The organism is Nonomuraea antri (genome assembly GCF_013283785.1).
GTDB classification, from domain to species: Bacteria; Actinomycetota; Actinomycetes; order Streptosporangiales; family Streptosporangiaceae; genus Nonomuraea; species Nonomuraea antri.
Map to the genome: position 1 here is coordinate 1 of NZ_JABCPZ010000161.1, position 26,351 is coordinate 26,351.

Annotated in this window: 23 protein-coding genes, 1 tRNA gene and 2 pseudogenes; 9 read left to right on the forward strand and 17 right to left on the reverse strand. The window is 69.1% G+C overall.

The window, feature by feature from the left end; all coding sequences use genetic code 11:
* Positions 1 to 725, forward strand: a pseudogene (locus HII36_RS37655) (amino acid transporter); the annotation flags it as partial.
* A 45-nt stretch (positions 726 to 770) separates the two neighbouring features.
* Here HII36_RS37655 and HII36_RS37660 read toward each other — a convergent pair.
* A complete protein-coding gene (locus HII36_RS37660) occupies positions 771 to 3,323 on the reverse strand; it encodes a DUF4118 domain-containing protein (protein ID WP_328808072.1) in 2,553 nt (850 codons plus the stop codon).
* Between the two features lie 184 nt (positions 3,324 to 3,507).
* Here HII36_RS37660 and HII36_RS37665 point away from each other — a divergent pair, with 184 nt between their 5' ends.
* Positions 3,508 to 3,918, forward strand: coding sequence for a potassium channel family protein (locus HII36_RS37665; RefSeq protein WP_173528105.1), 411 nt, complete (start codon positions 3,508 to 3,510; stop codon positions 3,916 to 3,918).
* Between the two features lie 91 nt (positions 3,919 to 4,009).
* Positions 4,010 to 4,669: a class I SAM-dependent methyltransferase gene (locus HII36_RS37670; protein ID WP_173528106.1), complete on the forward strand. Its 660-nt coding sequence runs from the start codon at positions 4,010 to 4,012 to the stop codon at positions 4,667 to 4,669.
* Between the two features lie 29 nt (positions 4,670 to 4,698).
* Here the strand turns inward: HII36_RS37670 and HII36_RS37675 are convergent, their stop codons facing one another.
* The 6 genes from HII36_RS37675 to kdpF are packed head-to-tail and all read right to left on the reverse strand — an operon-like array spanning position 4,699 to position 12,577.
* Positions 4,699 to 5,367: a response regulator gene (locus HII36_RS37675; RefSeq protein WP_173528107.1), complete on the reverse strand. Its 669-nt coding sequence runs from the start codon at positions 5,365 to 5,367 to the stop codon at positions 4,699 to 4,701.
* Entirely contained in the window at positions 5,364 to 7,901 is a 2,538-nt protein-coding gene (locus HII36_RS37680) for a DUF4118 domain-containing protein (protein ID WP_173528108.1), read from the reverse strand. The genes HII36_RS37675 and HII36_RS37680 overlap by 4 nt, the downstream gene beginning before the upstream one ends.
* A gap of 1 nt (position 7,902) precedes the next feature.
* Positions 7,903 to 8,721: a potassium-transporting ATPase subunit C gene (locus tag HII36_RS58225; RefSeq protein WP_173528109.1), complete on the reverse strand. Its 819-nt coding sequence runs from the start codon at positions 8,719 to 8,721 to the stop codon at positions 7,903 to 7,905.
* Positions 8,722 to 10,824 (reverse strand): potassium-transporting ATPase subunit KdpB, encoded by a 2,103-nt coding sequence (gene kdpB / locus HII36_RS37690; RefSeq protein ID WP_173528110.1) that lies wholly within the window; start codon positions 10,822 to 10,824, stop codon positions 8,722 to 8,724.
* 2 nt (positions 10,825 to 10,826) lie between these two features.
* A complete protein-coding gene (gene kdpA / locus HII36_RS37695) occupies positions 10,827 to 12,488 on the reverse strand; it encodes a potassium-transporting ATPase subunit KdpA (protein WP_173528111.1) in 1,662 nt (553 codons plus the stop codon).
* Positions 12,488 to 12,577 (reverse strand): K(+)-transporting ATPase subunit F, encoded by a 90-nt coding sequence (kdpF, locus tag HII36_RS57200; RefSeq protein ID WP_080045909.1) that lies wholly within the window; start codon positions 12,575 to 12,577, stop codon positions 12,488 to 12,490. Before kdpF ends, kdpA begins: the two co-directional genes overlap by 1 nt.
* Positions 12,578 to 12,958: 381 nt before the next feature.
* Here kdpF and HII36_RS37710 point away from each other — a divergent pair, with 381 nt between their 5' ends.
* Positions 12,959 to 13,396 (forward strand): hypothetical protein, encoded by a 438-nt coding sequence (locus HII36_RS37710; protein ID WP_173528112.1) that lies wholly within the window; start codon positions 12,959 to 12,961, stop codon positions 13,394 to 13,396.
* Between the two features lie 57 nt (positions 13,397 to 13,453).
* On the opposite strand, the gene HII36_RS37715 is transcribed toward HII36_RS37710, so the two are convergent.
* On the reverse strand, positions 13,454 to 14,197 hold the full coding sequence (locus HII36_RS37715) for a TetR/AcrR family transcriptional regulator C-terminal domain-containing protein (RefSeq protein WP_328808070.1): 744 nt from the start codon (positions 14,195 to 14,197) through the stop codon (positions 13,454 to 13,456).
* 73 nt (positions 14,198 to 14,270) lie between these two features.
* A complete protein-coding gene (locus HII36_RS37720; protein ID WP_173528113.1) occupies positions 14,271 to 14,822 on the reverse strand; it encodes a helix-turn-helix domain-containing protein in 552 nt (183 codons plus the stop codon).
* Between the two features lie 59 nt (positions 14,823 to 14,881).
* On the opposite strand from HII36_RS37720, the gene HII36_RS37725 reads away from it, so the two are divergent.
* Both HII36_RS37725 and HII36_RS37730 read left to right on the forward strand, forming a co-directional pair.
* Entirely contained in the window at positions 14,882 to 16,255 is a 1,374-nt protein-coding gene (locus HII36_RS37725; protein WP_173528114.1) for an erythromycin esterase family protein, read from the forward strand.
* 93 nt (positions 16,256 to 16,348) lie between these two features.
* On the forward strand, positions 16,349 to 16,933 hold the full coding sequence (locus HII36_RS37730) for a hypothetical protein (RefSeq protein WP_173528115.1): 585 nt from the start codon (positions 16,349 to 16,351) through the stop codon (positions 16,931 to 16,933).
* 16 nt (positions 16,934 to 16,949) lie between these two features.
* Here the strand turns inward: HII36_RS37730 and HII36_RS37735 are convergent, their stop codons facing one another.
* The 7 genes and pseudogenes from HII36_RS37735 to HII36_RS37765 all read right to left on the reverse strand — a co-directional run bounded on the left by HII36_RS37735 (position 16,950) and on the right by HII36_RS37765 (position 23,463).
* Positions 16,950 to 18,134: a cytochrome P450 family protein gene (locus tag HII36_RS37735; RefSeq protein ID WP_173528116.1), complete on the reverse strand. Its 1,185-nt coding sequence runs from the start codon at positions 18,132 to 18,134 to the stop codon at positions 16,950 to 16,952.
* Entirely contained in the window at positions 18,131 to 19,402 is a 1,272-nt protein-coding gene (locus HII36_RS37740; protein WP_173528117.1) for a glycosyltransferase, read from the reverse strand. Before HII36_RS37740 ends, HII36_RS37735 begins: the two co-directional genes overlap by 4 nt.
* Positions 19,399 to 20,025 carry a TetR/AcrR family transcriptional regulator gene (locus HII36_RS37745; protein WP_173528118.1) on the reverse strand — a complete coding sequence of 209 codons (627 nt, stop codon included), beginning with the start codon at positions 20,023 to 20,025 and terminating at the stop codon, positions 19,399 to 19,401. The genes HII36_RS37740 and HII36_RS37745 overlap by 4 nt, the downstream gene beginning before the upstream one ends.
* 102 nt (positions 20,026 to 20,127) lie before the next feature.
* On the reverse strand, positions 20,128 to 20,595 hold the full coding sequence (locus HII36_RS37750) for a hypothetical protein (RefSeq protein WP_173528119.1): 468 nt from the start codon (positions 20,593 to 20,595) through the stop codon (positions 20,128 to 20,130).
* 482 nt (positions 20,596 to 21,077) lie between these two features.
* Positions 21,078 to 21,203, reverse strand: a pseudogene (locus HII36_RS37755) (DUF1918 domain-containing protein); the annotation flags it as partial.
* A 581-nt stretch (positions 21,204 to 21,784) separates the two neighbouring features.
* Positions 21,785 to 23,026: a serine hydrolase domain-containing protein gene (locus tag HII36_RS37760; RefSeq protein WP_173528121.1), complete on the reverse strand. Its 1,242-nt coding sequence runs from the start codon at positions 23,024 to 23,026 to the stop codon at positions 21,785 to 21,787.
* A gap of 77 nt (positions 23,027 to 23,103) precedes the next feature.
* Positions 23,104 to 23,463 carry a DUF1048 domain-containing protein gene (locus HII36_RS37765; protein WP_217370460.1) on the reverse strand — a complete coding sequence of 120 codons (360 nt, stop codon included), beginning with the start codon at positions 23,461 to 23,463 and terminating at the stop codon, positions 23,104 to 23,106.
* Positions 23,464 to 23,722: 259 nt separating this feature from the next.
* On the opposite strand from HII36_RS37765, the gene HII36_RS37770 reads away from it, so the two are divergent.
* The gene (locus HII36_RS37770) at positions 23,723 to 24,457 is read left to right on the forward strand and encodes a GbsR/MarR family transcriptional regulator (RefSeq protein WP_173528122.1); all 735 of its coding nucleotides are present in this window, start codon (positions 23,723 to 23,725) and stop codon (positions 24,455 to 24,457) included.
* A gap of 608 nt (positions 24,458 to 25,065) precedes the next feature.
* Here HII36_RS37770 and HII36_RS37775 read toward each other — a convergent pair.
* Positions 25,066 to 25,139 (reverse strand) — tRNA-Ile (locus HII36_RS37775).
* 367 nt (positions 25,140 to 25,506) lie between these two features.
* Here HII36_RS37775 and HII36_RS37780 point away from each other — a divergent pair.
* Positions 25,507 to 26,136, forward strand: coding sequence for an RNA polymerase sigma factor (locus HII36_RS37780; protein WP_328808071.1), 630 nt, complete (start codon positions 25,507 to 25,509; stop codon positions 26,134 to 26,136).
* 69 nt (positions 26,137 to 26,205) lie between these two features.
* Positions 26,206 to 26,351 (forward strand): anti-sigma factor family protein (locus HII36_RS59345; protein ID WP_407940848.1); only part of this gene is annotated, 146 nt, incomplete at its 3' end.

Consider the following 26,351-nt stretch of genomic DNA (forward strand, 5'->3'; position numbering starts at 1 on the left):
TCCTGGCGATGATGGTCTCCGGCGCTGTCGCCGTCACCATCTCGGCCGCGCGCCGCCGGCGGCGTCCGGCCACGATCGGGTTCGCGGTGCTGACGCTGGTGCTGCTGTACGCGCTGGCCGAGAACATTCGGGAGAAACCGGATGGCATCGCCATCTCCGCCCTGTTCATCCTGGGCGTGATCGTGGTGTCGCTGATCTCCCGGGTGTCGCGTACGACCGAGCTGCGCGCCGACCGGATCGAGTTCGACGAGGCCGCCCGGCGATTCGTCACCGACTCCCTGGCTCACGACCGGTCGCTGAACCTGATCGCGCACCGGCGCGGGGAACGCGACGACGCGGCCGAGTACGCGGCCAAGGAGTCGCAGCAGCGCGGCATCAACCCGGTGCCAGGGCCGGCCGACGTGCTGTTCCTGGAGATCGACGTGGTCGACCCGTCCAGCTTCAGCCACGTGCTGCGGGTGCGCGGCGTGACCGTGGACGGGCACCGCGTCCTGCGCGCCGGCAGCCCGGCCGCGCCCAACGCGATCGCCGCCATCCTGCTCGCCCTGCGCGACACCACCGGCGTGCGTCCGCACTGCTACTTCGAGTGGGCCGAGGGCTCGCCGTTGGTGCACCTGCTGCGTTACCTCATACTCGGGCGTGGGGACACGGCCCCGGTGGTACGGGAGATCCTCCGCAAGAGCGAGGCCGACCCGGCCAAGCGGCCTGGTGTCCACGTCGGCTGAGGTCACATCCGCCCAACAAGCACCCCGCTCAACGAAGGGCATCTTTCACGCGCTCTCCTCGACGGGCACTGTGGAGGAGAGCGAGGCGATCGGCATGCTCACGATCATGGTGAGACCTCCTCCCGGGGTTTCTTCGGGCGCGAGGCTGCCGCCCATGGCCTCGGCCAGGCCACGAGACAGCGCCAGGCCGAGACCGACCCCGGCATGGGTGACGCGGTCGCCGAGCCGTTGGAAGGGCAGGAAGACCCGGTCGTACGCCTCGCGGGGGATACCGGGACCGCGATCGATGACGCGGATCTGCACGTTCTGTCCATGCCAGCTCGCAGCGAGGAGGACCTTCTCCTCGAGCGGGTTGTAGCGGACGGCGTTGGACACGAGGTTGACCAGGATGCGTTCCAGCAGGGCGCAGTCGGCCATGACTTCCGGAAGTTCGACGCTGATGTCGGCCGTGACGCGATCGCGTAGTGGGCCGAGTTCGTCGATCACATGTGGGACGACCTCTTCCAGGGCGACGGGCTGGAGCGACACACCCAGGACGCCAGCCTGCAATCGGCTCATGTCGAGCAGGTTCTCCACCAGTCTGGTCAGCTTGATCAGTGATTCGTCGGCGGTGGCCAGCAGATCGGCGCGGTCTTCCGGCGACCAATTGATCTCGGTGCTGCACAGGCTTTCCACCGCGGCCCTGGCCGAGGCGAGGGGAGTGCGTAGGTCGTGGCTGACGGCGGCGAGCAGCGCGGTGCGCATCTTGTCGGCCTCGACCAGGGGTTCGGCGCGTTCGGCTTGCTCGCGCAGGCGTTCCTGGCGTAGCGCGACGGCTACTTCCGCGGCGAACGGCTCAAGGACCCGCCGATCCGCAGCGTCCAGAAGTCGGCCGCGGGCGGCCAGCACCAAGCGCTCATCGATCGTCACTTCGGTATCTGCGGTATTCGGGCTGGTGGAAGGCATGCCTCCAACCTTGGCGACGATCCGCCAAGAGCCGGAGCCCGCGGAGCCGGACTCTCCCTCACGCTCCAGCAGCGTGACGGAGGTGAATCCGAACGTCTCGCGCAGCCGTGTCAGCAGCGACGGCAGCGCGGCGTCTCCGCGCAGCACGTGTCCTGCCAGGGTGGACAACACCTCGGCGTCCGCGCCGGCGCGGGCAGCCTCGCGACTCCGGCGGGCTGCTAAGTCGACGATGGCGCTGACCGAGATCGCGACCAGCACGAACACCAAGAGCGCGAGCAGCACCTCGGGATCGGAGATGGCCAGGGTGCGGTAGGGGTGAGTGAAGAACCAGTTGATGAGCAGGAACCCGCAAACGGCCGCGGCGATCCCCGGCCACATGCCGCCGATGAGGGCCACGCCGAGCACGCAGACGAGGAAGATCAGGATCTGGGACGGCAGGGTCAAGACGTCGCGCAATCCGTAGAGAATCGCGGTGAGCGCGGGCAGCCCGGCTAAGGTGAGGCCCCAACCGGCCAGGCGGCGCGTGCGGGGCAGGGCGGCGGGCGACCTGCCGCGTGATCGAGACGGACGGGACCGGTCACCTGTTACGAGGTGGACGTCGATGGGGCCGGACCGGGCGGTGACCTCCACGCCCACGCCGCGGGAGAACACCTGGGCGAAGCGACCTCGCCGGGAAGCGCCGAGCACGAGCTGGGTGGCGTTGACGCCACGGGCGAACTCCAGCAGGGCACGCGGGACGTCGTAGCCGATGACGTGGTGATACGTCCCGCCGAGGTCCTCGACCAGTCTGCGCTGCCGGGCGAGTTCGGCGGGGTTGGCGCCGCGCAGCCCGTCGCCAGTGGTGACGTGGACGGCCAGCAGGTCGGTGCCCTTGCTGCGGGCGGCGACGCGCGCGGCCCGCCGGACCAGCGTGTCGCCTTCCGGGCCGCCGGCCAGTGCCACCACCACGCGCTCGCGGGCCTCCCACGTCTTGGCGATGCCGTGGTCGGCGCGGTAGCGGTCAAGCTGCTCGTCCACCTTGCCGACGACCCAGAGCAGGGCCAGCTCGCGCAGTGCCGTCAGGTTGCCGACGCGGAAGTAATTGGCCAGGGCGGCGTCGACCTTCTCCGGAGGGTGGACATTGCCGTGAGCCAGGCGGCGGCGCAGCGCCTCCGGTGACATGTCGACCAGCTCGATCTGATCGGCGCGGCGCACCACCTCGTCGGGAACGGTCTCGCGCTGTGGCACGCCGGTGATCTGCTCCACGAGATCGTTGACCGACTCCAGGTGCTGGATGTTCACCGTAGAGATCACGGTGATGCCGGCCTCCAGGATCTCGTCGATGTCCTGCCAGCGCTTGGCGTTCTTCGAGCCCGGCACATTGGTGTGCGCCAGCTCATCGACGAGAACGATCTTCGGGCTGCGGGCCAGCACGGCGTCCACATCGAGCTCGGTGAAGGTCTTCCCCTGATACACGATTGCCCTGGGTGGGATGATCTCCAGACCGTCCAGCAGGGCCAGGGTGCGTGGGCGGCCGTACGACTCGGCGTAGCCGACGACTACGTCCCGGCCACGGCCGAGACCGCGGAGTCCCTCGCTGAGCATCGCGTACGTCTTGCCCACCCCTGGAGCCGCGCCCAAGTACACCCGCAGCCGACCACGCACCGTGTTCACGGTCACTCACACTCCAGACCGGTTCGAACCTCTCACGGCCAGGTTACGAGCCAGTCCATCTCCGCGGTCATAGGGAAAAAACCCACGCGTCTTGACGCCTTTCCGACGGGCTTGCTGCGTAATCCTAGGAAAATGTATTCGCCCGCCGAAGAGAGTGACCGTCGTGACACATAAGGACTCCACCGTGGTGCTGGGGCTGGGGAGTTTCGGCGTCTCCGCCGCGCTGAGCCTGGCCGAGTACGGGTTGAACGTTCTGGGGGTCGATCGGAATCGCGAAATCGTGCACGCGCTGGCCGGGCGCCTCGACCGGCTAGCGGTGGCCGATTCCACCGACCTGGACGCCCTGCGCGGGCTCGGCGTCGGTGAGGCGCAGCGTGCGCTGGTGGCCATCGCACAGGATGTCGTGACCAGCGTTCTCACCACCTCGCTGCTGGCCGAACTCGGGGTGCCGGAGATCTGGGCCAGAGCGGAGACGGTTCGCCACGGCCGAATACTCGAACGAGTCGGCGCTCACCATGTCGTCCTGCCCCGGCATGGCATCGAAGTGACGCTCATGGGGCTGCATCATGTGGCTCCTTCTCAGCGGCGCGTATGAATTTTCGCCCTCCCCGTAGGAATTTCGTATGTATGGCACTCTCCTGGCGCCGCGCACCCCAATAGTGGAAATGCGCAATTCAGGAGGAGCTATGGCAACGCAAACGGGCGACCTGGTCGAGCCGCCGGATACCGAACGGCACTACGGCGAAGGTATGGAGCAGTTCCACCATCCGCGATCGGTCTGCGCCGGTCGCCGCGAGGGCTCCGCACCGACTCCACGACGCCGACGACTCCTCGACGGGCTGAGCGGGCGGGTGCTGGAGATCGGGGCGGGGGACGGGGTGAAGCTCATCTGCTACCCCTCGAGCGTGGAAGAGATCGCGCTGGTGGAGCCCGACCCGTTCCTGCGGGCGGCGGCCGGAGGCGTCGCCGGGAGCATCGCGGTCCCGGTCCAGATCCTCGCCGGTGACCTGGGGAGCCTGCCGGTCGCCGACGCCTCCTGCGATGCCGTCGTCTGCTCGCTGGTGCTGTGCTGCGCCCGCCGGCTTCAGGAGACGCTGCGCGAAGTGCGGCGCGTGCTGGCCCCGGGCGGGGAACTGCGCTTCTACGAGCACCAGCGCTCGGCCAACCCGGTGGTGGCGTTGGCGGAGAGCCTGGTGACCCCGGTGTGGTCGCGGGCCGCAGGCGGTTGTCATCCTGCGCGCGACATCCTCGCCGGCCTCCGGCAGGCGGGGTTCGTCGTCGAGAGCGTGGACCGGTTCGCCTTCCGCCACTTCGACCACGTGCTCGGCGTCGCCCGCCCCGCATGAGCTCCCGGCAGTTCGCCGGCGCGGGGGCGTCATGGGGTGAAGCGATAGCCCATGCCAGGCTCGGTGATCAGATGGACCGGACGAGCGGGATCGGGTTCCAGCTTCTTGCGGAGCTGAGCCATGTACTGGCGCAGGTAGTGGGTCTCCTTGACGTGCTTGCTGCCCCATACCTCCGCCAGCAGGTGACGCTGAGAGATGAGCTTGCCCGGGTTACGCAGCAGGATCTCCAGGATGTGCCATTCGGTGGGGGTGAGCCGCAGCCCTCCGGAAACGCTCTTGCTGCTCAAGTCCACTACGTGATCGCCGATGCGGATGCTGGCCAGCTCCGCCTCCTGGATGGCCGAGCGGCGGGAGACGGCCCGGACGCGGGCGAGGAACTCCTCGATGCCGAACGGTTTGGTGACGTAGTCGTCGGCTCCCGCGTCCAGGGCGTCGATCTTGTCCTGGTTCCCGGCCCGGCCGGACAGGACGACGATGGGGATCGAGGTCCAGCCGCGCAGGCCGTGGATCACCTCCACGCCGTCCAGGTCGGGCAGCCCGAGGTCGAGGACGATCAGGTCGGGGTGCCATTCGGCGGCCTGGCGCAGCGCCGCCGCGCCGTCGGCGGCGACGGCGACCTCGTAGTGGCGGGCGGCCAGGTTGATGCGCAGGGCGCGCAGGATCTGCGGCTCGTCATCGACCACGAGGATCCTGGTCATGGCGTCACCTCCCCAGGTGATATGGGCATCGTCACGATCATGGTGAGACCTCCGCCCGGCGTCTCCTCGGGCAGGAGAGTGCCGCCCATGGCCTCGGTGAGCCCGCGGGCGAGTGCCAGGCCGAGGCCCACTCCCGTCGCGTTGTCACGGTCGCCGATCCGCTGGAACGGCAGGAACACCCGCTCGTGCTCCTCGCGCGGGATTCCGGGACCCCGGTCGATGATGCGGATCTCGATCTCGTGGCCGTGCCGGCTGGCCGTGATCAGTACCTTGTGGTCGGGCGGGTTGTAGCGGACGGCGTTGGTCATCAAGTTGACCAGCACTCGTTCCAGCAGTGCCGGGTCCGCCAGGATCTCGGGCAGCTCGATGGAGATGTCGCCCTCGACGTGCTCGCGCAGCGGGCCGAGATCATCGATGGCGTGCGGCACGATCTCCTCCATCGCGACCGGTTGCAACGAGAGCCCGAGCACCCCGGCCTGCAGCCGGCTCATGTCGAGCAGGTTCGCGACCAGCCGGTCCAGCCGCATCAGGGATTCGTCGGCGGTGGCCAGCAGCTCGCCGCGGTCCTCGGGCGACCAGTCGATCTCGGTGGAACGCAGGCTCTCTACCGCGGCCTTGGCGGCCGAGAGCGGAGTGCGCAGGTCGTGGCTGACGGCGGCCAGCAGCGCTGTGCGCATCCGGTCAGCCTCGGCCAACGGCCCGGCCCGGTCGGCCTCCTCCTGCAGGCGCGCCTGCCGCAGCGCGACGGCGGCCTCAGCGGCGAACGCCTCAAGGACCCGCCGGTCGCTGGCTTCCAGCAGCCGCCCGCGCACGGCGAGCACGAGCTCGTCGCTGATGGTCACGTCGGTGTCGGCGAGGGCGGGCTTGGTGCACGGCGCCGCGCCGGAGGTCGCCACGATGCGCCAGGCCGAGGAGTCGGCCTGGTCGTCCGGGGTCGGTCTGCCGACACGTTCGAGCAGGGTGACGGAGTCCAGCCCGAACGTCTCGCGCAGCCGTCCGAGCAGCGAGGGCAGTGCGGCCTCGCCCCGCAGCACGTGCCCGGCCAGCGTGGACAGTGCCTCCGCGTCGGCCCGGGCGCGGGCGGCCTCGCGGGTACGCCGGGCCGCGAGGTCCACGATCGCACTGACCACAGCCGCGACCAGCACGAACACGATGAGGGCCAGCAGGTTCTCCGGATCGGCGATGGTGAGCTGCCCGACGGGCGGGGTGAAGAACCAGTTGAGCAGCAATGATCCGGCGACGGCCGCCGTGACGGCCGGCCAGGTGCCGCCGATCAGCGCGACCACGATGACCAGGCTCAGGAACAGCAGGATCTCGCTTGGCAGCGACAAGACGTGGCGGAAGGGGACGAGGGCGGCCGTCAAGAGCGGCAGGCCCGCCACCGCCACCGCCCACCCCATCAGCCGTCGTTTCCTGGTCAGGGCCGCACGGGAACGCTCGGGCCGCCGCCGGCCCTTCTTCACCTCCTCGTGTGTGACCAGGTGCACGTCGATGGGTCCTGACCGTGCGGTGGTCTCCACCCCTACGCCGCGGGAGAGCACCTGGGCGAAGCGGCCCCTGCGGGAGGCGCCGAGAACGAGCTGGGTGGCGTTGACGCCGCGGGCGAAGTCGAGCAGAGCCCGCGGGATGTCGTCACCGACGACCTGGTGATAGCTGCCGCCCATGCTCTCGGCCAGAGCGCGCTGCCGCGCGAGGTTGGCCGGATCGCCGCCGGTCAGGCCGTCGCTGCTGGTCACGTGCACGGCCAGCAGGTCGGCGCCCTTGGTGCGGGCGGCGATGCGGGCGGCCCGCCGGATCAGGGTGTCGCCTTCCGGGCCGCCGGTCAGGGCGACGACGACGCGTTCGCGGGTCTCCCAGGTGGCGGCGATGCCGTGGTCGGCGCGGTAGTGGTCGAGCTGGTCGTCCACCTTGCCGGCGACCCACAGCAGGGCCAGCTCGCGCAGCGCGGTGAGGTTGCCGACGCGGAAGTAGTTCGACATGGCCGCGTCCACCTTCTCCGGGGCGTAGACGTTGCCGTGGGCCAGGCGGCGGCGCAGCGCCTCGGGCGACATGTCGACCAGCTCGATCTGGTCGGCGCGCCGCACCACCTCGTCGGGGACGGTCTCGCGCTGCGGAATCCCGGTGATCTCCCGGACGACGTCGTTGACGGACTCCAGATGCTGGACGTTGACCGTGGAGATCACGTCGATGCCGGCCGCCAGGATCTCGTCGACGTCCTGCCAGCGCTTGACGTTCTTCGAGCCGGGCACGTTGGTGTGGGCCAGCTCGTCGATCAGCGCCACCTTGGGCGCGCGGGCGATGACCGCCGCGACGTCGAGCTCGGTGAAGGCGGCCCCGCGATGGACGAGGGTCCGGCGCGGGATGACGTCCATGCCGTCGAGGAGGGCGGCGGTGCGTGGCCGGCCGTGGGTCTCCACGAAGCCGACGATCACGTCCCGGCCGCGTTCCAGGCCGCGCCGGCCCTCGCTGAGCATCGCGTACGTCTTGCCGACCCCGGGCGCCGCCCCGAGGTAGACCCGTAGCCGCCCCCGCACGTCAGCCCCGGTCGAGGGCGAGGTTGAGCGCCAGCACGCTGACTACGGGCTCGCCCATGAAGCCCAGCGCCCGGCCGGTGGTGTGCTCCTCGATCATCGCTTCGACCCGGTCGCGGGCGAGACCGCGCTCGCGCGCCACACGCGGGGCCTGGAGCTCGGCGTAGGCGATCGAGATGTGCGGGTCCAGGCCGGAGCCGCTCGCGGTGACCGCATCGGCGGGCACGGCAGGCCTGCCCGCGCCGCCCCGGACCGGCACGGTACGGCCGGCCGCGTAGTCCCGGCCGGGCTCGGCGCATTCCACCTTCAGCCCCTGGTACTCCGGCACGAACGGAGCCGCCGGGCAGGCCTGGTTGACGCTGACGGCTCGATCGGGGAACACCTTGAGCACCGCACCCACCCCGTCCGGGGTGCAGTACGGGCGCGCGCCGCTGACGCCCTCCAGCTCGCCGACCGCCTTGGACCGGGCGCACACCTGGGTGAGCAGCGACGTCCTGTCCGGGGTGTCGATCACGTCTTCCGGGCCGAGGTTGCTCGCGGCGGTGGCGGTCGGGTCGTAGCCGTCGCCCGCCGCCGACGGACGGGACTGGAAGTACTTCCTGATCGGGCCGCCGCCGGCGTCGGTGAAGGACTGGCCGATCAGCGCGCTGCCGACGATTTCGCCGTCCTTCTCGATCAGCGAGCCGTCGGCCCGGTCGTTGAGGAGCGCCTGCGCGACCCCGGTGGCGACGAGCGGATAGATGACGCCGGTGATCACCGTGAGCACGAGCAGCGCGCGCAGCGCGGCCAGGTGCCGGCGGAGCCGGCTGGGCATGCGGTCCATTTATGACATCCCCGGGAGGAACTGGATGATCAGGTCGATGAGCTTGATGCCGAGGAACGGGACGATGATCCCGCCCAGGCCGTAGACGTACAGGTTGCGGCTGAGCAGCTGGGCCGCGCCGGTCGGCCGGTAGCGAACGCCGCGCAGGGCGAGCGGGATCAGCGCGACGATGACCAGCGCGTTGAAGACGACCGCCGCGAGGATCGCGGACTGGGGGCTGGCCAGGCGCATGATGTTGAGCGCGTCCAGGCCGGGGTAGACGGCCGCGAACATGGCCGGGATGATCGCGAAGTACTTCGCGACGTCGTTGGCGATGGAGAACGTGGTCAGCGCGCCGCGGGTGATGAGGAGCTGCTTGCCGATCTCGACGATCTCGATGAGCTTGGTCGGGTTCGAGTCGAGGTCGACCATGTTGCCGGCCTCCTTGGCGGCGCTCGTCCCGGTGTTCATCGCCACGCCGACGTCCGCCTGGGCCAGGGCGGGGGCGTCGTTGGTGCCGTCGCCGGTCATCGCGACCAGGCGGCCGCCCTCCTGCTCCTTCCTGATCAGGGCGAGCTTGTCCTCGGGGGTGGCCTCGGCGAGGAAGTCGTCCACGCCGGCCTCGTCCGCGATGGCCTTGGCGGTCAGCGGGTTGTCGCCGGTGATCATGACGGTGCGGATGCCCATGCGGCGCATCTCGGCGAAACGCTGCCGCATGCCCTCTTTGACCACGTCCTTCAGGTGGATCACACCGAGGACGCGGCCCTTCTCGGCCACCACGAGCGGGGTGCCGCCGGCGGCGGAGATTCCCTCAACGAGGTGCCCGATCCGGCCGCTCGGGTGGCCGCCGGTGTCGCGCGCCCACGTCAGCACCGCGCTGGCCGCGCCCTTGCGTATCTCGCGACCCGCGAAGTTCACGCCGGACATGCGGGTCTGGGCGGTGAAGTGCACCCATTCCGCGCCGTGGATCTCGCGCTCGCGCAGCCCGTGACGCTCCTTGGCGAACACCACGATCGAGCGGCCCTCCGGCGTCTCGTCGGCCAGGCTGGACAGTTGCGCCGCCTCGGCCAGTTCCCGCTCGGTGACGCCGTCCACGGGGACGAACTCGGCGGCCTGCCGGTTGCCCAGGGTGATGGTGCCGGTCTTGTCCAGCAGCAGCGTCGAGACGTCACCCGCGGCCTCGACCGCTCGTCCCGACATCGCCAGGACGTTGCGCTGGACGAGACGGTCCATGCCGGCGATGCCGATGGCCGACAGCAGCGCGCCGATCGTGGTGGGGATCAGGCACACGATCAGGGACACCAGCACGATGCCGGTGACACCGTCGGCGGTCAGCGCGAGCGAGTCGGGCACGCCGGGGTTAACCGACTTGGAGAAGATCGCCAGCGGCTGCATCGTCGCGGTGGCGACCAGGAAGACGACCGTCAGGGCGGCGAGCAGGATGTTGAGCGCGATCTCGTTCGGGGTCTTCTGCCGGTTCGCGCCTTCCACCAGGGCGATCATCCGGTCCACGAAGCTCTCGCCGGGCTTCTGGGTGATCTGGACGATGATCCGGTCCGACAGCACTTTGGTGCCGCCGGTGACCGCCGAGCGGTCGCCGCCCGACTCGCGGATGACCGGGGCGGACTCGCCGGTGATGGCCGACTCGTCCACGCTGGCGATGCCCTCGACCACGTCTCCGTCGCCGGGGATGATCTCGCCGGCCTCGACGATCACGAAGTCACCCTGCTTGAGTTCGGGCGCGCCGACCACCTCCCAATCCGATGAGGTGCGGCTCTTCAGCCTGCGGGCGGTGGTGTCGCGCTTGGCGGCACGCAGCGTGGCGGCCTGCGCCTTGCCGCGCCCCTCCGCCACGGCTTCGGCCAGGTTGGCGAAGATCACGGTCAGCCACAGCCACACCACGATCGCCCAGGCGAACACCGACGGGTCGAGCACGGCCAGCACGGTGGTGAAGACCGCGCCGATCTCGACGATGAACATGACCGGGTTGCGCCACATGATGCGCGGGTCGAGTTTGCGGAGCGCGTCCGGCAGTGAGCGGATCATCTGCCCGGGGTCGAGCAGGCCGCCGCCAACGCGGCCGTTCTTCGTGGGTGCCGGCTTGTCCGGCACGGGGGTCGACATGTCTACAGCAGTCCTTCCGCGAGCGGTCCGAGTGCCAGCGCGGGCAGGAACGTCAGGGCGACCAGGATGATCGTCACGCCGACGACCAGGCCGACGAACTGCGGCCGGTGGGTGGGCAGCGTGCCTGCCGAGGCGGGCACCGGGGTCTGTCGCGCCAGCGACCCGGCCAGGGCCAGCACCAGCACGATCGGCAGGAACCGGCCCAGGGCCATGCACAGGCCGAGCGTGGTGTTGTGGAACGGGGTGTTGACGCTCACGCCGGCGAAGGCGGAGCCGTTGTTGTTGGAGGCGGAGGTGTAGGCGTAGAGGATCTCCGACAGTCCGTGCGGGCCGCTGTTCAGCATGGCCGCCCGGCCGGTCTCGGTGGCCATCGCCGTGGCCGTGCCGATCAGCACCAGGGCCGGGGTGACCAGGAAGTACAGCGAGGCGAGCTTGATCTCGCGGGCGCCGATCCGCTTGCCCAGGTATTCGGGGGTGCGGCCGACCATCAGCCCGGCCACGAACACGGTGATCACGGCCAGGATCAGCATGCCGTACAGGCCCGCGCCGACCCCGCCGGGGGCGACCTCGCCGAGCAGCATGTTGAAGATCAGCATGCCGCCGCCGATCGCCGTGTAGGAGTCGTGGAAGGAGTTCACCGCGCCGGTCGAGGTCAACGTGGTGGCCGAGGCGAACAGGGCGGAGTTGGAGGTGCCGAAGCGGGTCTCGCGGCCCTCCATCGCCTGGCCGACGGCCTGCGGCACGGTGCCGCTCGCGCTCAGCTCGGCCCACTGGGTGACGCCGATGCTGATGATCGCGATGGTCGCCATCACGCTCACGATCGCGTAGCCCTGCCGGTCGTCGCCCACCATCCGGCCGAACGTGCGCGGCAGGCAGGAGGCGATGAGCGTGAGCAGGAAGATGGTCAGCCAGTTCGTCCACGAGGTGGGGTTCTCGAACGGGTGGGCGGAGTTGACGTTGAAAATGCCGCCGCCGTTGGTGCCCAGGTCCTTGATGGCCTCCTGGGAGGCGGCCGCGGCCGGGGTGAACGTCTGTTCGCCGCCGGTCAGCGTCGTCCAGGTGTGGTGGTCGCCGAACGTCTGGATCGCGCCGCCGGCCACCAGCGCCAGCGCGGCCGCGAACGCGATGGGCAGCAGGATGCGGATCGTGCCGCGCACCAGGTCCACCCAGAAGTTGCCGAGCGTGTCGGACTTCTTGCGGGCGAGGCCGCGCACCAGGGCGATGGCGACCGCCATGCCGACGGCCGCGGAGACGAAGTTCTGCACGGCCAGGCCCGCGGTCTGCACGACGTGGCCCATCACGGCCTCGCCTGAGTAGGCCTGCCAGTTGGTGTTGGTGACGAAGCTGACCGCGGTGTTCCAGGCCAGCGATGGCTCCACCGGGCCGAAGCCCAGGCTGCCCCACAGCCATGACTGGACGCGCTGCAACCCGTACAGGAACAGCACGGACAGCAGCGAGAACGCCAGCACGCCCCGCGCGTAGACGCCCCACCGCTGCTCGGCGCCGGCCTCGACGCCGACCAGCCGGTAGATCACCCGTTCCACGCGGGAGTGCCGGGTGCCGGTGTAGACGCGGTACATGTAGTCGCCCAGCGGCCGGTAACACAGGGCCAGGGCGAGCAGCAGGGACGCGATGAACAGGATCCCCGCCAGGGTCGACGACATCAGAAACGCTCCGGGAACAGCAGGGCCGCGACCATGAAGATCACCAGGCCGGCCACCACGACCAGGCCGGTGGCGTTGACGGCGCTCACAGCCGTTCCACCGCCTTCACGACCAGCCCGAGCACCGCGAAGACCGCGATCGTCAGGGCGACGAAGATGACGTCAGCCATCCCCACTCCTCAAATCTGGATCTGGATGTTTCGCCGCGCTTGTCGGAGCGGCTCGATGACCAGCAAAGCCCGACTCTTGGGGGGTTTTGTCTTTCTTGACGGGTTTCATACGCCTATGGCGTGAATGTTGACGCCATCTCTACGGCCGCGGATGCGGCGGCTCCGCAGGGGTCGAATGGGCGTCGTAGTTCCCGCGTCATTACGCGTGAAGGGAGCGTCTGACTTCCATATAGACGCGCGGCTCCGCTCTCCGCCCCGGGCGAGCATGAGAGGGATCCCTCTCCCTAGGAGCGTTCTTCTGATGCCACGCATCGTCATGACTGTGGTCGCGCTTGCCATCGGCTGTGTCGCCGGCATGCTGACCGGCTGGAATACCGTCGACGCGCTGCGCGCCTACAAGGCCACGCACAAGCAGATCATCGTTCAAGTGGTTGAGGAAGGAAGCGTCGTCGCCGAGGTGACTTGGAAGGACGCGGCCGGAACGCAGCATCGTGCCAGAGTGCGTGCACCACTGGACCACCTCTCCACCGTTCAAGCCCGAATCTGGATCGACGGCGAGGGCCGGCCGGCACCACGCCCGCTGGGGCCCGCGGAGATCGTCCTCACCTCACTGCTCGCCGGGGTGGTAATAGGTGGGGTGATCCGGTTGGCGCTGTGGCGGGCTTGGCTGTTTCGGTGTCGATGGCTGGTCAGGAAAGCGGCCGCGAAAGGCGCTGAAACGGCGGCGAAACCTCGATAAAACCCGGGTCTGGAGAGGCGGGGGCAGGGTCACGATGCCGCCGTCTGCTCTTCGGTGTCAGCGAGGGCCAACGGAGCGGGTCGACAGCCGTCCTTCCAGACCATCGAGCAGTGTGCGCAGTCCGAACTCGAAGGTGGCCTCAGTCGGTGGGGTGTCAGTGGTCTCCCCCGGCTGTTCGACGCGGGCGCGGAGCCTGGGGAACTGCTGGGCTATCTCGATGATGTGCGCGAGGGTTTCGTGTAGATGCCGCTCCACATCGGCACCCGTGCGGCGGAGCTGGGCCCGTCTGGCCGACTCCGCGGCCTCGCCCTGGGCGGCGCCGATCACGAACATCAAGACGGTGGCCGCGGCCTGATCGGCGTCCTGGCCGACGAACCCCGCGCTTTCGTAGACGGCCAGGCAGTGTTCGTCGTAGCGGGCCTTGTTCAGGCCGTAGATGAGGTGTGTGCTCATGGCCGGTATCAGCCAGAAATGGCGCAGGATCATCGCATGGGTCCCGCGGGCGAGCGTGGCCGCCGCCTCCCGCCATCCGTTCGCACCGAGATCCGGTAGCTCGATCTCGCTGAAGACGTGGTCGGCGGCCAGGACCACCAGGTCGTCCTTGCTCTTGACGTGGTAATACATCGCGGTGGCCGCCGACCCCAGCTGGGCGCCCAGGCGCCGCATGTTCAAGCCGTTCACTCCATCGGTGTCCAGGACCTCGACGGCGGCCAGAATGATCTGCTCCTTGGTCAGCGAGTCACGCGGCATGCGCGACAGGCTATCGAAGGGCTCGCACGACGTTGGGGTGCCGTTGACCACCCTGGCACCAGCCGCCAAAGGAACCCTGAGCTGCGGATCCAGGGACGCATCGGCATGACCCGTAGCCGCCGGTTCAGGAAGCCGTGTCGTCCTGGTTCCGCTGCTCCGTTGGGAAGAAGATCGCGCTGATCACATGCGGCCGGCGCCCCGGCGCGGGCCCGTTCCCCGCCCGGGCCCTGAGCACGTCCAGCAGCTCGCCCGCGACCTCCTCCATCTCCTCCGGGCTGAGCCACAACGTGCCCTGCCGGTACCCCACCCGATCCGCGGCCGGGTCGGCTCCCGGCCGTTCGAGGTAGGCGTTGAACTCGGCGAGCAGCGCCGCCATGGCCACCGCGAACCCGTGCCGGTGGTCCTCGTTCGACATGGCCAGAGCCGTGTCGCGGTCGATGTGCAGCGCGTCGTGCCGCAGCCGGTAGTGGCGCTCGATCATCCCGCGCACCCGCTGCTCGCCGGCGACCTCCAGCAGCCCGGCGTCGGCGAGCAGGCCGACGTGCCGGTACAGGGTGGTCTTGGGTACATCGGGCAGGCTCTCGCACAGGTCGGACGTGGTGCGGGTGCGCCCGCCCGACAGTGCCCACATGATGCGCAGCCGGATCGGATGCAAGATCAGCTCAAGCGTGTCCACGAGTCAATATTTCCATAGGTGGTACTATTCCCAAAATTGGGAACATATGGAGGATGTCGATGACCGCGCACACGACCACACCCCCGGCCCGGCTCAGCGACGCAGCGGTGATCCCCCTGCGCACGCTCGACCCGGCCGCCGCGCTGGATGACTTGGAATGGCTGGACGAGGCGATCGGTGACGCGCGGGTGGTGGCGATCGGCGAGAGCGCGCACTACAACCGCGAGTCCTACGAGCTGCGCCACCGCCTCCTGCGCTACCTGACGGAACGACACGGTTTCGGCGCCTATGCGATGGAGACCGGCTTCACCGAGGGGTGGCGCGCTGATGCCTGGGTGCGCGGCGACGGCGCCGCCGACCGGCTCAGCGAGGTCATGGCGGGCGGTCTGACCTCGCTGATGGGCCTGTGGCGGCAGATGGGTAGCCATCTGGAGTGGATGCGCAGGCACAACGCCTCCGCCGCGCGCCAGGTCGGCTTCTATGGCATCGACCTGGGGGGCCAGAACGCCTCTCTGATCCCCGCCCTGGACGCCGTGCTCGCCTTCCTCGCGCAGGCCGATCCCGGCTTCGCGGCCGACCCCGCCATTAGGGAGACGGCCGCGGCCTTCTCCGCGACGTCCCCGTTCGCCGCGCCCGCGGCCATGGCCGCCTACGGGCAGCTTCCGTCCGAGGCCGGGAACGCGCTGACGGCCGGCCTCGCCGGTCTCGACGCACGTATGAAGGGCCGGCGTCTGGAGTACGTCAGACGCACCAGCGCCGAGGCGTACGAGCGCGCGCTGCGTTCCCTGCGCCACGCGCTCACCCTGGACTCCGTCGTCCGCGGCATGACCAGCGGCGACCAGTCAAGCGTGCTCTACAACCGCGACGCCGAGATCGCCGACACGGTCGAGGCGATCCTGCGCGGGCACGACCGGATCGTCCTGGCCGCCCACAACGCTCACCTCCAGCGCGGGCCCGCGGCACTTCCCGGCATGGACCCGGTGACCCCGATGGGCATGCACCTGGCGGACCGGCTGGGCGCGGACTACCTGGTCATCGGCACCACGTCGGGAACCGGCCACATGCTCAACTCCGACGCCGCCGCGTTCATGGCCGGCGCCCTCTTCGCGCCGATGCCCGCCCCGGAGCCCGGCAGCCTCGACGCCCTCATGCACGCCACCCACGACGGCCCCTTCGCCGTCGACCTGCGACGGCTGTCGCCCGCCGACGCCGCCGCCGTCCGGGCCGCCGCCGTGCAACGTGCCGGGCTGGGTGCGTTCTACGCGCCGGTGAACGCGCTGGACGCCTACGACCTCGTCGTCCACCTGCCCCACGTCACCGCCGCCGAACCCGACGAGAGCGCGCTGGCCTGCTCGCCTCGGGAGGTGCGGGAGGTGTTCTCCCACTACCAGCCCCGACAGGGTGAGCAGCCGACATGGTCCGGCGGCCGATGACACGGTGGTCTACGGCGCCCACGTCCGACTGCTGTTGCACTTAGTTCAACTCTTCTTTACTGTTGAACTAAGTTCAAATCGCATGTGGTGAGGGTGAAGATGACCGAACTCCGCCGTGCCCGGGAAACCCGCCGCCCCGGGAGCGTGACCATCGCTGTCGTCCTGCAACTACTGACCGTCATCCCCTTCGTGGTCGGCATCCTGGTCGTCCTCGTACACGGGGATGACGCGCAGGCGGCCGCCGAGGCGGAGATCGCGCGGCAGGGGTTTTCCCCCGATATCTTGGCCCGCCACGGCATCAGCTTTGGCGGCAGCGAAGCGCCGGCCATCGTGCTCGTCCTGGTGCTGCTGGCGCTAGTGGTGCTCAACCTGGCCGGCAAGAGGATTGGACGGATCCTGTCCTGGATCTTCCAGCCCGTGCTGTTCGCCATGGGGATTGTCATCATTCCCGGCCAGCTGTTCACCGCTCAGTTCTTGGCTTCCTCCTTCAGAGAGTCAGGGGATGCGACACTCATGCGCATCGATGCGCAGGCCCTGGTCGATGCGGCCATGCAGGCCATGCCTGCGTGGCTGACGGCCGCGAGCGCCGCCAAGCTCGTCCTGACCACACTGGGCTCTGTCTTCGTGGTGGTGCTGCTCGCGCTGCCTTCGGCGCGAGCGTATTTCCGCAAGGCCTGATCCCGGGGCCTCGACCTCAGACCCGCACGGGCAGCGCGGTCAACGCCCGCTTCATGCCAGGCTGCCAGCCGATCTCGTCAGCCGGGACGGCGAGCGCGAGGCCGGGAAAGCGGTGCAGCAGGCTGCGCAGGGCGATCTGAGTTTCCGCGCGGGCCAGGGCCGCGCCCAGGCAGTAATGGATGCCGTGGCCGAAACCCAGATGGGGATTGTCCGCCCGGGCCAGGTCCAGCAGATCGGGACCGTCGAAACGCCGAGAGTCGCGGTTGGCCACCGCGTACACTACCTGGACGGCCTCACCGGCCGGGATCGTCGTCCCGCCGAGCTCGACGGGTTCGAGCGTGTAGCGCATCACGGCGACCTCGGCGGGGCCGGTGTAGCGCAGGAACTCCTCCACCGCCGCCGGAACGGCGTCCAGGTTCTCGCGCAGCGCGCTCAGCAGGTCCGGGTGGGTGAGCAGGAGCCGCACGCTCTGGCTGATCAGGCCTACAGTGGTCTCGTGCCCGGCAATCAGAATGCTGATCGACATCGCGATCAGCTCCTCGTCGCTGAGCCGGTCGCCGTCGTCCTCCTGGACGCGGACCAGCGCCGAGAGCAGGTCGTCCGCACCATGAGATCGCTTGTCATCGATCAGGCGGGCCATGTAGGCGACCAGGCCGCGGGCACCGGCCGCGATCCTGTCCAGGTCCGGTGCAGTCAGGTCGGCGGCCCAGACCCGCCAGATATCCCGGTCGCGCAAAGGCACGCCGAGCAGTCCGCAGATGACCTGGATGGGCAGCGGATAGGCGAAACGCTCAACGAGGTCGACCTGGCCTTCGAATCCGTCGAGGAGTTCGTCGACGATCTCCTGGATACGCGGGCGCAGGCCCTCCACTCGGCGCGGCGTGAACGCCCGCGAGACCAGCCTGCGCAGCCGGGTGTGGTCGGGCGGGTCATAGGCGCCCAAGGTGTGCATTAGGTAGGGCGCCACATCCTCGGGCAGCCCGGCCGCCCCGGCGACGTCCAGTTTGGACTGCTTGGCGAGGTCGCTGCTGAAACGCGGATCGGTCAGCGCCGCGACGCTCTCGGCGTAGCCGGTGACCAGCCAGATCGGGGTGCCATCGAGGTAGCGGCCGCGGCTGACCGGCCCGTCCTTGCCCAGGCCGGCCAGGAACGCGTCCCTGTCCGCGGCGGTGGCCAAGCCGATGAGTTCGTGTTCTGTCATGTGCGACTCCCAGTGGATTCGAGGATCTTGACGGCACGGGTGACGCCGTCCTCGGCGCGGATCATCTGTCCGAGCCGGTCGCTCGTGGCGGCCATGGCCGGGTCGGTGACCGCCTGGCGGATGGCGGCGGCCAGCCCCTCGGTGGTGAGACGTCGTTGCGGCTGAGGCTCAGGAGAAACCCCGGTCGCGTGTATGCGGGCGGCCCAGAACGGCTGGTCGGCGACGAAGGGGCAGAGCACCTGCGGGCGTCCGGCGGCCAGCGCCGCGCCGGTGGTGCCGCTGCCGCCGTGATGGACGATGGCCGCCATCCGTGGGAACAGCCAGTCGTGCGGCGCCTGCTCCAGCAGCAGCACGTTCTCCGGCAGGTCGTCCACTCGCATCCCGCCCCAGCCCGAGGCCAGCACCGCGCGCACGCCCGCCCGGCGCACCGCCTCGACCACGATGCCGCCCACTCGCTGTGGATCGGTGCCGGCCATGCTGCCGAATCCGATGTACACCGGCGGCTCGCCGGCTCGCAGGAAGTCGGCGAGCTCGTCCGGTGGGGTCCAGCCGGGGGCGGCGGGCAGGTACCAGAAGCCGGTGGTGTGCACGTGAGTCGGATAATCCAGGCCGCCGGGCAGCACATGCCGGCTGAACGCCTGCAGCACGGTGGCCGGACCGCCGTCGGGGCGGCGCAGCACGTCGTGCCTGCCCGGCCGGCGTGCCAGCCCCAGCCGGTCACGTCGCAGGGTGTCGATGGTCCCGGCGAACGAGCGGAGCATCAGCTTGATCGGCAGATATGAGGCCCGGTTCAGCGCCCGGGGCAACGGCAGCGGCAGCATGGGGTTGCGGAAGGCGGCCGTCGGCACCCACACCGGCTGCAACGCGGCCGGCACGGCGGGCACGCCCAGCTTCTCGGCGAAATGCTGGCCGGGGATGCCCGGCGCGTGGACCACCAGGTCGGCGCCCGCCTCCGCCACCCCCGCCATGTCGTCGAACACCCTGGCCATGAGCGGCTTGCTGCGCCGCATCACCCGTAGTGCGACCTGCTTGCCGCGCATCCCTCGGTAATTGGTCTCAATGGCTTCGCGGATCTCCGGGTCGTCGATCAGGGTGTTCGGCCCGTCGTGGACGGGCGCGAAGGGGATGTCGTGCGGTTCGGCCAGCACGGCCATCGCTGCGGGCGCGCCCAGGACCGCATCGTGTCCGGCCCGTCGTAGTGCCGCGGCGAGCGCCGCGTACGGCTGCACGTCGCCTCGGGTGCCGTGGGTGAGGATGAGTACTTTCATCGCTGCTTGCGCTCCTTCGCGACCGCGTCCCAGGCATCCAGCGCGCGCTCGTCCGCGAACACGCCACGGGTGAAGATCTCGATCCCGGCGCGCGAGTAGCGCAGGGTGGCGTCCATCTCGTGCAGGTCCTTGACGTCCAGCACGCGTTCCAGGTGCTCGCCGAAAGCCAGCGGGGCCAGCAGCCATGTCACGTAGATGGCCGCGCGGGCCTGAGCGTCCTGGCTGGGGTGCGCCCAGCCGTCGCGTACGCCGTCCTCGAGCCAGTGTCCGGTCGTTTCGACGATCTCGTCGAACAGCTTGGCGGCGGCTGGAGTGCCGTCCAGCAGTGCCCTGGCCAGGTAGCGGCGCACCGGCGCGCCGGCCTCCAGCGCCGCGGCCAGTCCGGGGGCGTCCTTCAGATCGGCGGCGCCCGAGCCGCCGCGGACCAGCCAGACCACGTGATCGTCGCACGCCTGGCGCAGGCCCTCCTTCGAGCCGAAGTGATGCACCACCAGCGCGGGAGACACGCCGGCCTGAGCGGCGATGGCCCGCACACTCACCCTGTTGACACCTTCCGCGCCGAACAACTCCAAGGCGGCGTCTCGAATACGGGCACGGGCGGTGAGGTCGCTGTCTGAACGCATGGACAGCATGCTAAACATTTGTTCAGTCCCCCGGCAAGAGAGGGGCGAATGCATCAGCAGGGAGATCGCGCAGGGTGGTGCCGAGGACGTGTAGGACCTTCGTCAGGAAGACCACAGGTCGACCGTCGCCGGTTCCGCGAGATCAAGGCCAGTCCGGGCGAATCTGCCGGACGGAACGACAGTCTCCGCCCGGCCTGCCCCGGGCAACCCGGCACGCGGGCGGGCAATGACATCTCCACCGGATAGCAGATGGTCATCGTGGGTGTGCGCCGCATCAGAGCGACGATGGCTCCTACGTCGTCCCCGGGAGTAGGAATGGATGGCTTCAAGTACATCCGCGGCCTGGGTCCAGAAGACCGGGGCGAGGACTTGCGCCGGCACCCGTTGGTCACCACACCAAATCTTGAGGCTGGACTGCCCTCCGGCCACCGCCGTCGCGACCATGGCTCCCCGTCCAAGATTGATCGGAAGACGATGACGGGTCATCGGCGGCGGCTGCCAACGCCGGATGGCGTTGCCGTCGACCGCGACGCCCTTGCGCCACCAGGACGCGGGCATCAGCCGGATCATGGTCGTCAAGGGCCGGTGTGCGGCCCGGGAGGTGATGCGCTTTCCGTCGGCGCGGGCACCTTTAGCCGTGGCCTGGTACGTGGGCGGCGTTCGGCGTCGTAGCAGCACAGCGCCGCCTCGCGCGGGTAGCGAATTCCGGGGGGCTGCGCGGTGGTGATGTGGGCCCAGTGATGTGATGAGCTCACGGGGCAATCAACGCCGACTGATTCGTTCCCGCCAGAAGCGAGATGATCTTCTTCGCCGTCTAAACCGGCGTCCCCAGGAGTTTTCCGGACTTTCCGGGCCGGTCTACGCGCACACGCGAGACCGGCCCGGAAAGTCCGATCCAAAGGGGTGTACCCCCTCGCCGATTTCGGGTTTCGCGAGGCACCTACGCGCACGCGCGCGAGGGGGACGCGGCAACCTCGTTGAGGTTGTAACGAGGTCGCTGGAGGCGGCCCGGGGCGGCGGCAGGGCTTCCCGTCGGCCGCCTGCCAGCCCTGCTAGGCAGGCTCGATGACGGTGTCCGGGCCCGGATAGACGCTCGACTCGCGCCCGTCCGGGAAGCGCACTATGTAGGGGGGCTGCCCATCCGGCCCGCGGACCTCCACGATCTCGCCTCGTCCATCGCGTTTCGCCGTTTCCGAAAACACGATCGTGTCCCGACCCTCGCCTGCATATGACAACTCCTCAACTACAGTCCGCTCTCATTGCGAACCGTGATCGATCTGTTTCGAAGAGTTATCCTCTGTCTGCCGTCCTAGTCTTTTGCGTGTGGCTGCGGTCAGCGATCACGCCAGGGGCCCGGAGCGCGAAGGGGGCTCATGGATGACGACAGATCCGCATCGCGGCCCGCTCGGACTGGCGCTCCAGCAGCCGCTGGCACCCAAGCTCGATCGGCCTGGAGGCTGGCCCTGTTGGCCTAGAGGCTCGTCTAGAGCCCGAAAGGCCCCTGGATCAGGGATCTTGCACTTGGAGGCCCGCCACCTGGCGCGCGTACGCCATCAAAGGAAATCGCTCACGGGCCGGTGCCGAGAGTGCTCGGCTGAGTATCGATGCTCTCGGCTCGCGTGGCAGCATGTGACGGCAACTTGTCGATCGTTTCGGCCATGGTTCCCTTGTCCGGACATGGCCGGACAAGGGCGCTCGCTCGAAGGGCCGCAGTCTGGTCGAGTCTCTTTGCCGGACCGACTCGACCAGGCATGGGCTGTCAGTCGTCGATGGCCTGGTAGAGGGTGGTCCAGAAGTCGTGGATGGCGCGCGCCGAGTCCGGGGTGGACATGCCGGTCTGGGTGAGCAGGATGCCGACGAGCTTATTGTGCGGGTCGGCGTAGGTTGTGGTGCCGCTGCCGCCGTCCCAGCCGAACTGGCCGACGGGGGCGTAGTCGCCGCGGTAGGTGCGCACCGCCATGCCGAATCCCCAGCCGCCGTGCTGTCCCAGGCCATACCCCCGGTGGACGGAGTCGCGGCCCCAGGCCTCCCGGGCCGCCAGTTGCTCGGGCGGAAGCTGGTTGGTGGTCATCAGCTCGACGGCGGCCTTGGACAGGATGCGCTCGCCGTCGTACACGCCGCCGTTGAGCAGCATCCGGAAGAAGGCGTGGTAGTCGTCGGCGGTGGAGTCGAGTCCGCCGCCGCCGGACTGGAACGCCGGAGGCGTGCTGTGGTGTCCCCCTTCGGCCGGATCCTCCACGCGGAACTCTCCGCTCTGCCAGTCGGGGGCGTACAGCGGCGGCAGCCGGTCGATCTTGTGGGCGGGTACGTGGAAGCCGGTGTCGGTCATGCCGAGGGGGTCGAAGATGCGCTCGAGCAGGAACTCCTCGAACGAGTGCCCGGTGACCCTGGCCACCAGTACGCCGAGCACGTCGTTGCTGATGTTGTAGATCCACCGCTCGCCCGGCTGGTGCATCAGCGGCAGCGTGCCAAGGCGGCGCATCCATTCATCGGGGTCCACGCCCGGCAGGAGCCATCCGTCCGCCTGGCCGTAGACACCCCGCTCGAAGAGCGCGCCCATGATCGGGGTGCCCGGCGCCGTCATGTCCATGCCGAGCCCGTTGGTGGAGGTGAGCAGGTCTCGCACGCTGATCGGCCGCCGCGCCGGCACCGTGTCGTCCAGCGGTCCGTCGGGCCGCCGCAGCACCTGCCGGTCGGCGAGCTCGGGCAGCCACTCATCCACCGGGTCGTCCAGCCGCAGCCGGCACTCGTCCACCAGTACCATCGCCGCCGCTGCTGCGACCGGCTTGGTGGTGGAGGCCATCCGGAAAATGGTGTCGCGGCGCATCGGTGCGCCACCGTCGTGGCGCATCGTCCCGATCGCCTCGACGTGGGTTTCCTCGCCCCGGCTGACCAGGGCGACCAGTCCGGGGATCTTTCCGGACTCGACATGCCGTGCCAGCACCTCGCGCAGCCTGTCCAGCCCGGTCTTGGAGAAGCCGCTGCTGCTGTGTCCCATCATGAATCTCCTTCACACAATGTTTGATCTTGCAAAGCCGTCCCGGTGGGGTGCGCACGAGAGTCGGCGATCGGGCGGTCTCAGACGGCGACGTGCGCGATGGCCTCGGTCAGCTGCTTGCGCGCACGGGCGGGGGCGTAGCCGCCGTCGCAGTAGGCGCCGGCGAACTCCTCGGCGAACTTCACCGGGTCGTGCCCGACGATCGCGCGGATCGGCGTCCGGTTCGCCGCGGCCTGCTCAAACAGGGCGGCGAGGTTCTCGAACCGTGACGCGTCGCTGTCGCCGTCGGCCGGCACGAAGTGCATCAGGTGCCGCTCGATCGCTTCGACCGCCGTGCGGTAGTTCGGCGGGAGCTGGCGCACGCGCGCCTTGTACTGCCGCCACCGCCGCTTGGGGCCGATCACCCTCGCGACGAAGCCGCCCATTGCGATGCCAGTCATATCCTCTGCCTCCCTGGGTGCCAACGTTCATGCACTGCTGAACATCAGGGACAGTACATTGCATTCAATGATCAGTCAAGTTCAAGCACACAACAAAAAGCCTGCACAAAAGCAGTTTCAGGCTGAGATTGCAATGATTGTGGGACTGAATGCAATGGGTGATCATGCTTCCGATTGCAATGGAATGCGAGTGAATGCATACTGTGCGACGAGGAGTGCGGGCACCGAGCCCACGCACGCAGAGGGGAGACCGGCACCGATGCCCGGAGACAGGCTCACCAACGAGGACCGTCAGCAGATCGCTGCCGGGCTGGCCGAAGGGCTCGGCTACACAGAGATCGGCCGCCGTCTCGGGCGGCCCGGCTCCACCATCATGCGAGAGGTCACCCGCAACGGCGGACCCGACGACTACAAGGCACAGCGGGCGCAGGAGGCCACCCAGCAGAGAGCCCGCCGGCACCGCCAGGCCAAGCCCCCGGCACCGCCAGCCGGCGACAGCAGCCACGGGCGCGACCCCCGTGCGGTCCAGGACCTCACCGAATCCTTCGCCACGCTCCTGGAACAGCAGGGCATGCCCCGGATGACAGCCAGGGTGCTGGCCTGCCTGTACGTCACCGACTCCGGCACCCTCACCGCCGCCGAGCTGGTCCAGCGGCTGGGCGTCAGCCCCGCGTCGATCTCACAGACCGTCGCCTTCCTCCAGCAGCAGGGACTCATCAAGCGGGAACGCACTCCCGGCGGGCGCCGCGAACGCTACGTCGTCGACGACGAGCCCTGGGTCCGCTCCACCCTCGCGGCCGTGCAGCAGAACGAGACCCTGATCGCCGAATCGCAGCGCGCGGCCCAGATCCTCGGGGCCGCGACCCCGGCCGGCGCCCGCTTCGGCGTGGCCGCCGAGTTCCTGCTCTTGGTGAACGCACCCCTGCGGCAGGTGATGGAGCAGTGGCAGCAGAATCACGCTGGCCGGAACGCCCGTGCACCCGTGTCCGAGTAAGGCAATGGCCCCCAGCGGGGGGCGTGAGGAGTGCTGGCGGCTGCTGGAGCGCCAGCCCGAGCAGGCCGCGATGCGGATCTGTCGTCATCCACGAGCCCCCGTACTCACTGATCCATCAACTGCCCATGAGGTAGGCCGACATGGCCATGAGCGGCAGCGCGGGCAGGTTCGTGTCAACGCGCTGCCGCCATGACAGTTTGTCGCTCCTCATGCCGCCTGACCTGCCCCGGCTTCATTAAGCGCCCGGTCAAAACCATATCCGCCCGATCTTTCCCGAGTGCTTCGGCACCTCTTCAGCGGATCAAAAGTGCGCGGACGCAGCCGTCGACCGAGAAAGGCGTCTGAGGGTGTGACCCCTGCCGAGGCGGTTTGATCCGTGCTTGAGGCAGTATTGGGCGTCGCCAGGAATGGCGAGGCTCGGCGGCCCATTCGGCTTGGTGTTCTCGTGTTCGTCCGTGGGGTCTGCGTTGGGATTGGCCGTTTGAACGATCTACCGTTGTGCCCGGTCCGTGCCCGCGAGCAGCCGGCGAGCAACCCATCATGATCGACAAGGCACCACGAGGTCCCAGGAAATCGAGAAACCCCAGGTCGGATGGGGTGTGGAAGAGTAGGGCGGGTGGGACTTGAACCCACGACCCACGGATTATGAGTCCGATGCTCTGACCGGCTGAGCTACCGCCCCTGGATTCAGTTGTGCGTGCCAGCCCCGGTTCCGTGGCTCCAGCGGTCGCGGGTCTGCGTGCCCCGTTAAGGCTAGGGCATTGGATCCGGCGGTGGTGCCCGGCTGGGGCGGGAGATGGGTCTCAGGCGACATCATTCCACGAGCGGCCGGGTGGCGCAGCCAGGAGTGATCACTTTTGTTCTGGGTGTTGGTGATGGCGCGGGTCCAGCGGGTGGGAAATTGTCGGTCGGGGCGGATAGCGTGCCGAGCATGAACAGCACGGGTCCCCCGACATCACGGAGTCTCATCATGTTCAGATGCGCGGGTTAGCCTGGCTACGCGGACGGTTCGAGGTCATGGCGCGAGGCTCGACCGGGAGGAAACGATCGTGGGGTCTTTCGCGGGCGGCGGGCTGCCCCCGGACGACGTCGTCGTCTCGGCCCTGCGCGCCGGCGATGAGGCGATGTTCGCGGCGCTGCTCGACACCTGGTCGCACGGCATGTTACGAGTCGCCAGGTCGTACGTGTCCACCGACGACTCCGCGGAAGAGGTCGTGCAGGACACCTGGCTGGCGGTGATCGGCGGCATCGACGCCTTCGAAGGGCGGTCGTCGGTCAAGACCTGGGTCTACCGCATCCTGGCCAACACGGCCATGAAGCGCAGCGCCCGCGAGAGCCGCACGCTGCCGTGGAGCGCCTTCGAGCCGGTCGCCGAGCCGGCCACCGCCGACGTGGTCACGCCGGCGGGCTGGAAGGAGCCGCCGACGGCGTGGCCGACTCCCGAGGGGCAGGCGCTCGCGTCCGAGGTGCGCGGCCTGATCGCGCAGGCCCTGGCCGGCCTGCCGCCCAGGCAACGCATCGTGATCACACTGCGTGACGTGGAGGGGTGCACGTCCGAGGAGGTTTGCGAGATCCTGGACATCTCCGCGGCCAACCAGCGGGTCCTGCTGCATCGCGCCCGCACGGCGGTACGCGGCAGGCTCGAAGGCTACTTCAGGTCTGTGCAACGGCGAGAATAGGTGAAGCGGTTCATCTTTCAGAGGGTGAGGGCGGTCAACGTCGTGAAGCGGTTCACATGCGACGAGCTGGTGGAACTTGTCACCGCCTACCTCGACGACGCCCTCGATCAGCCGGCGCGTGCGCAGGTGGAGCGGCACCTGCGGGCCTGCGGCGACTGCGGCCGCTACTACGACCAGTTCCGCACCACCATCCGAGCCCTCGGCCACCTCCCCAC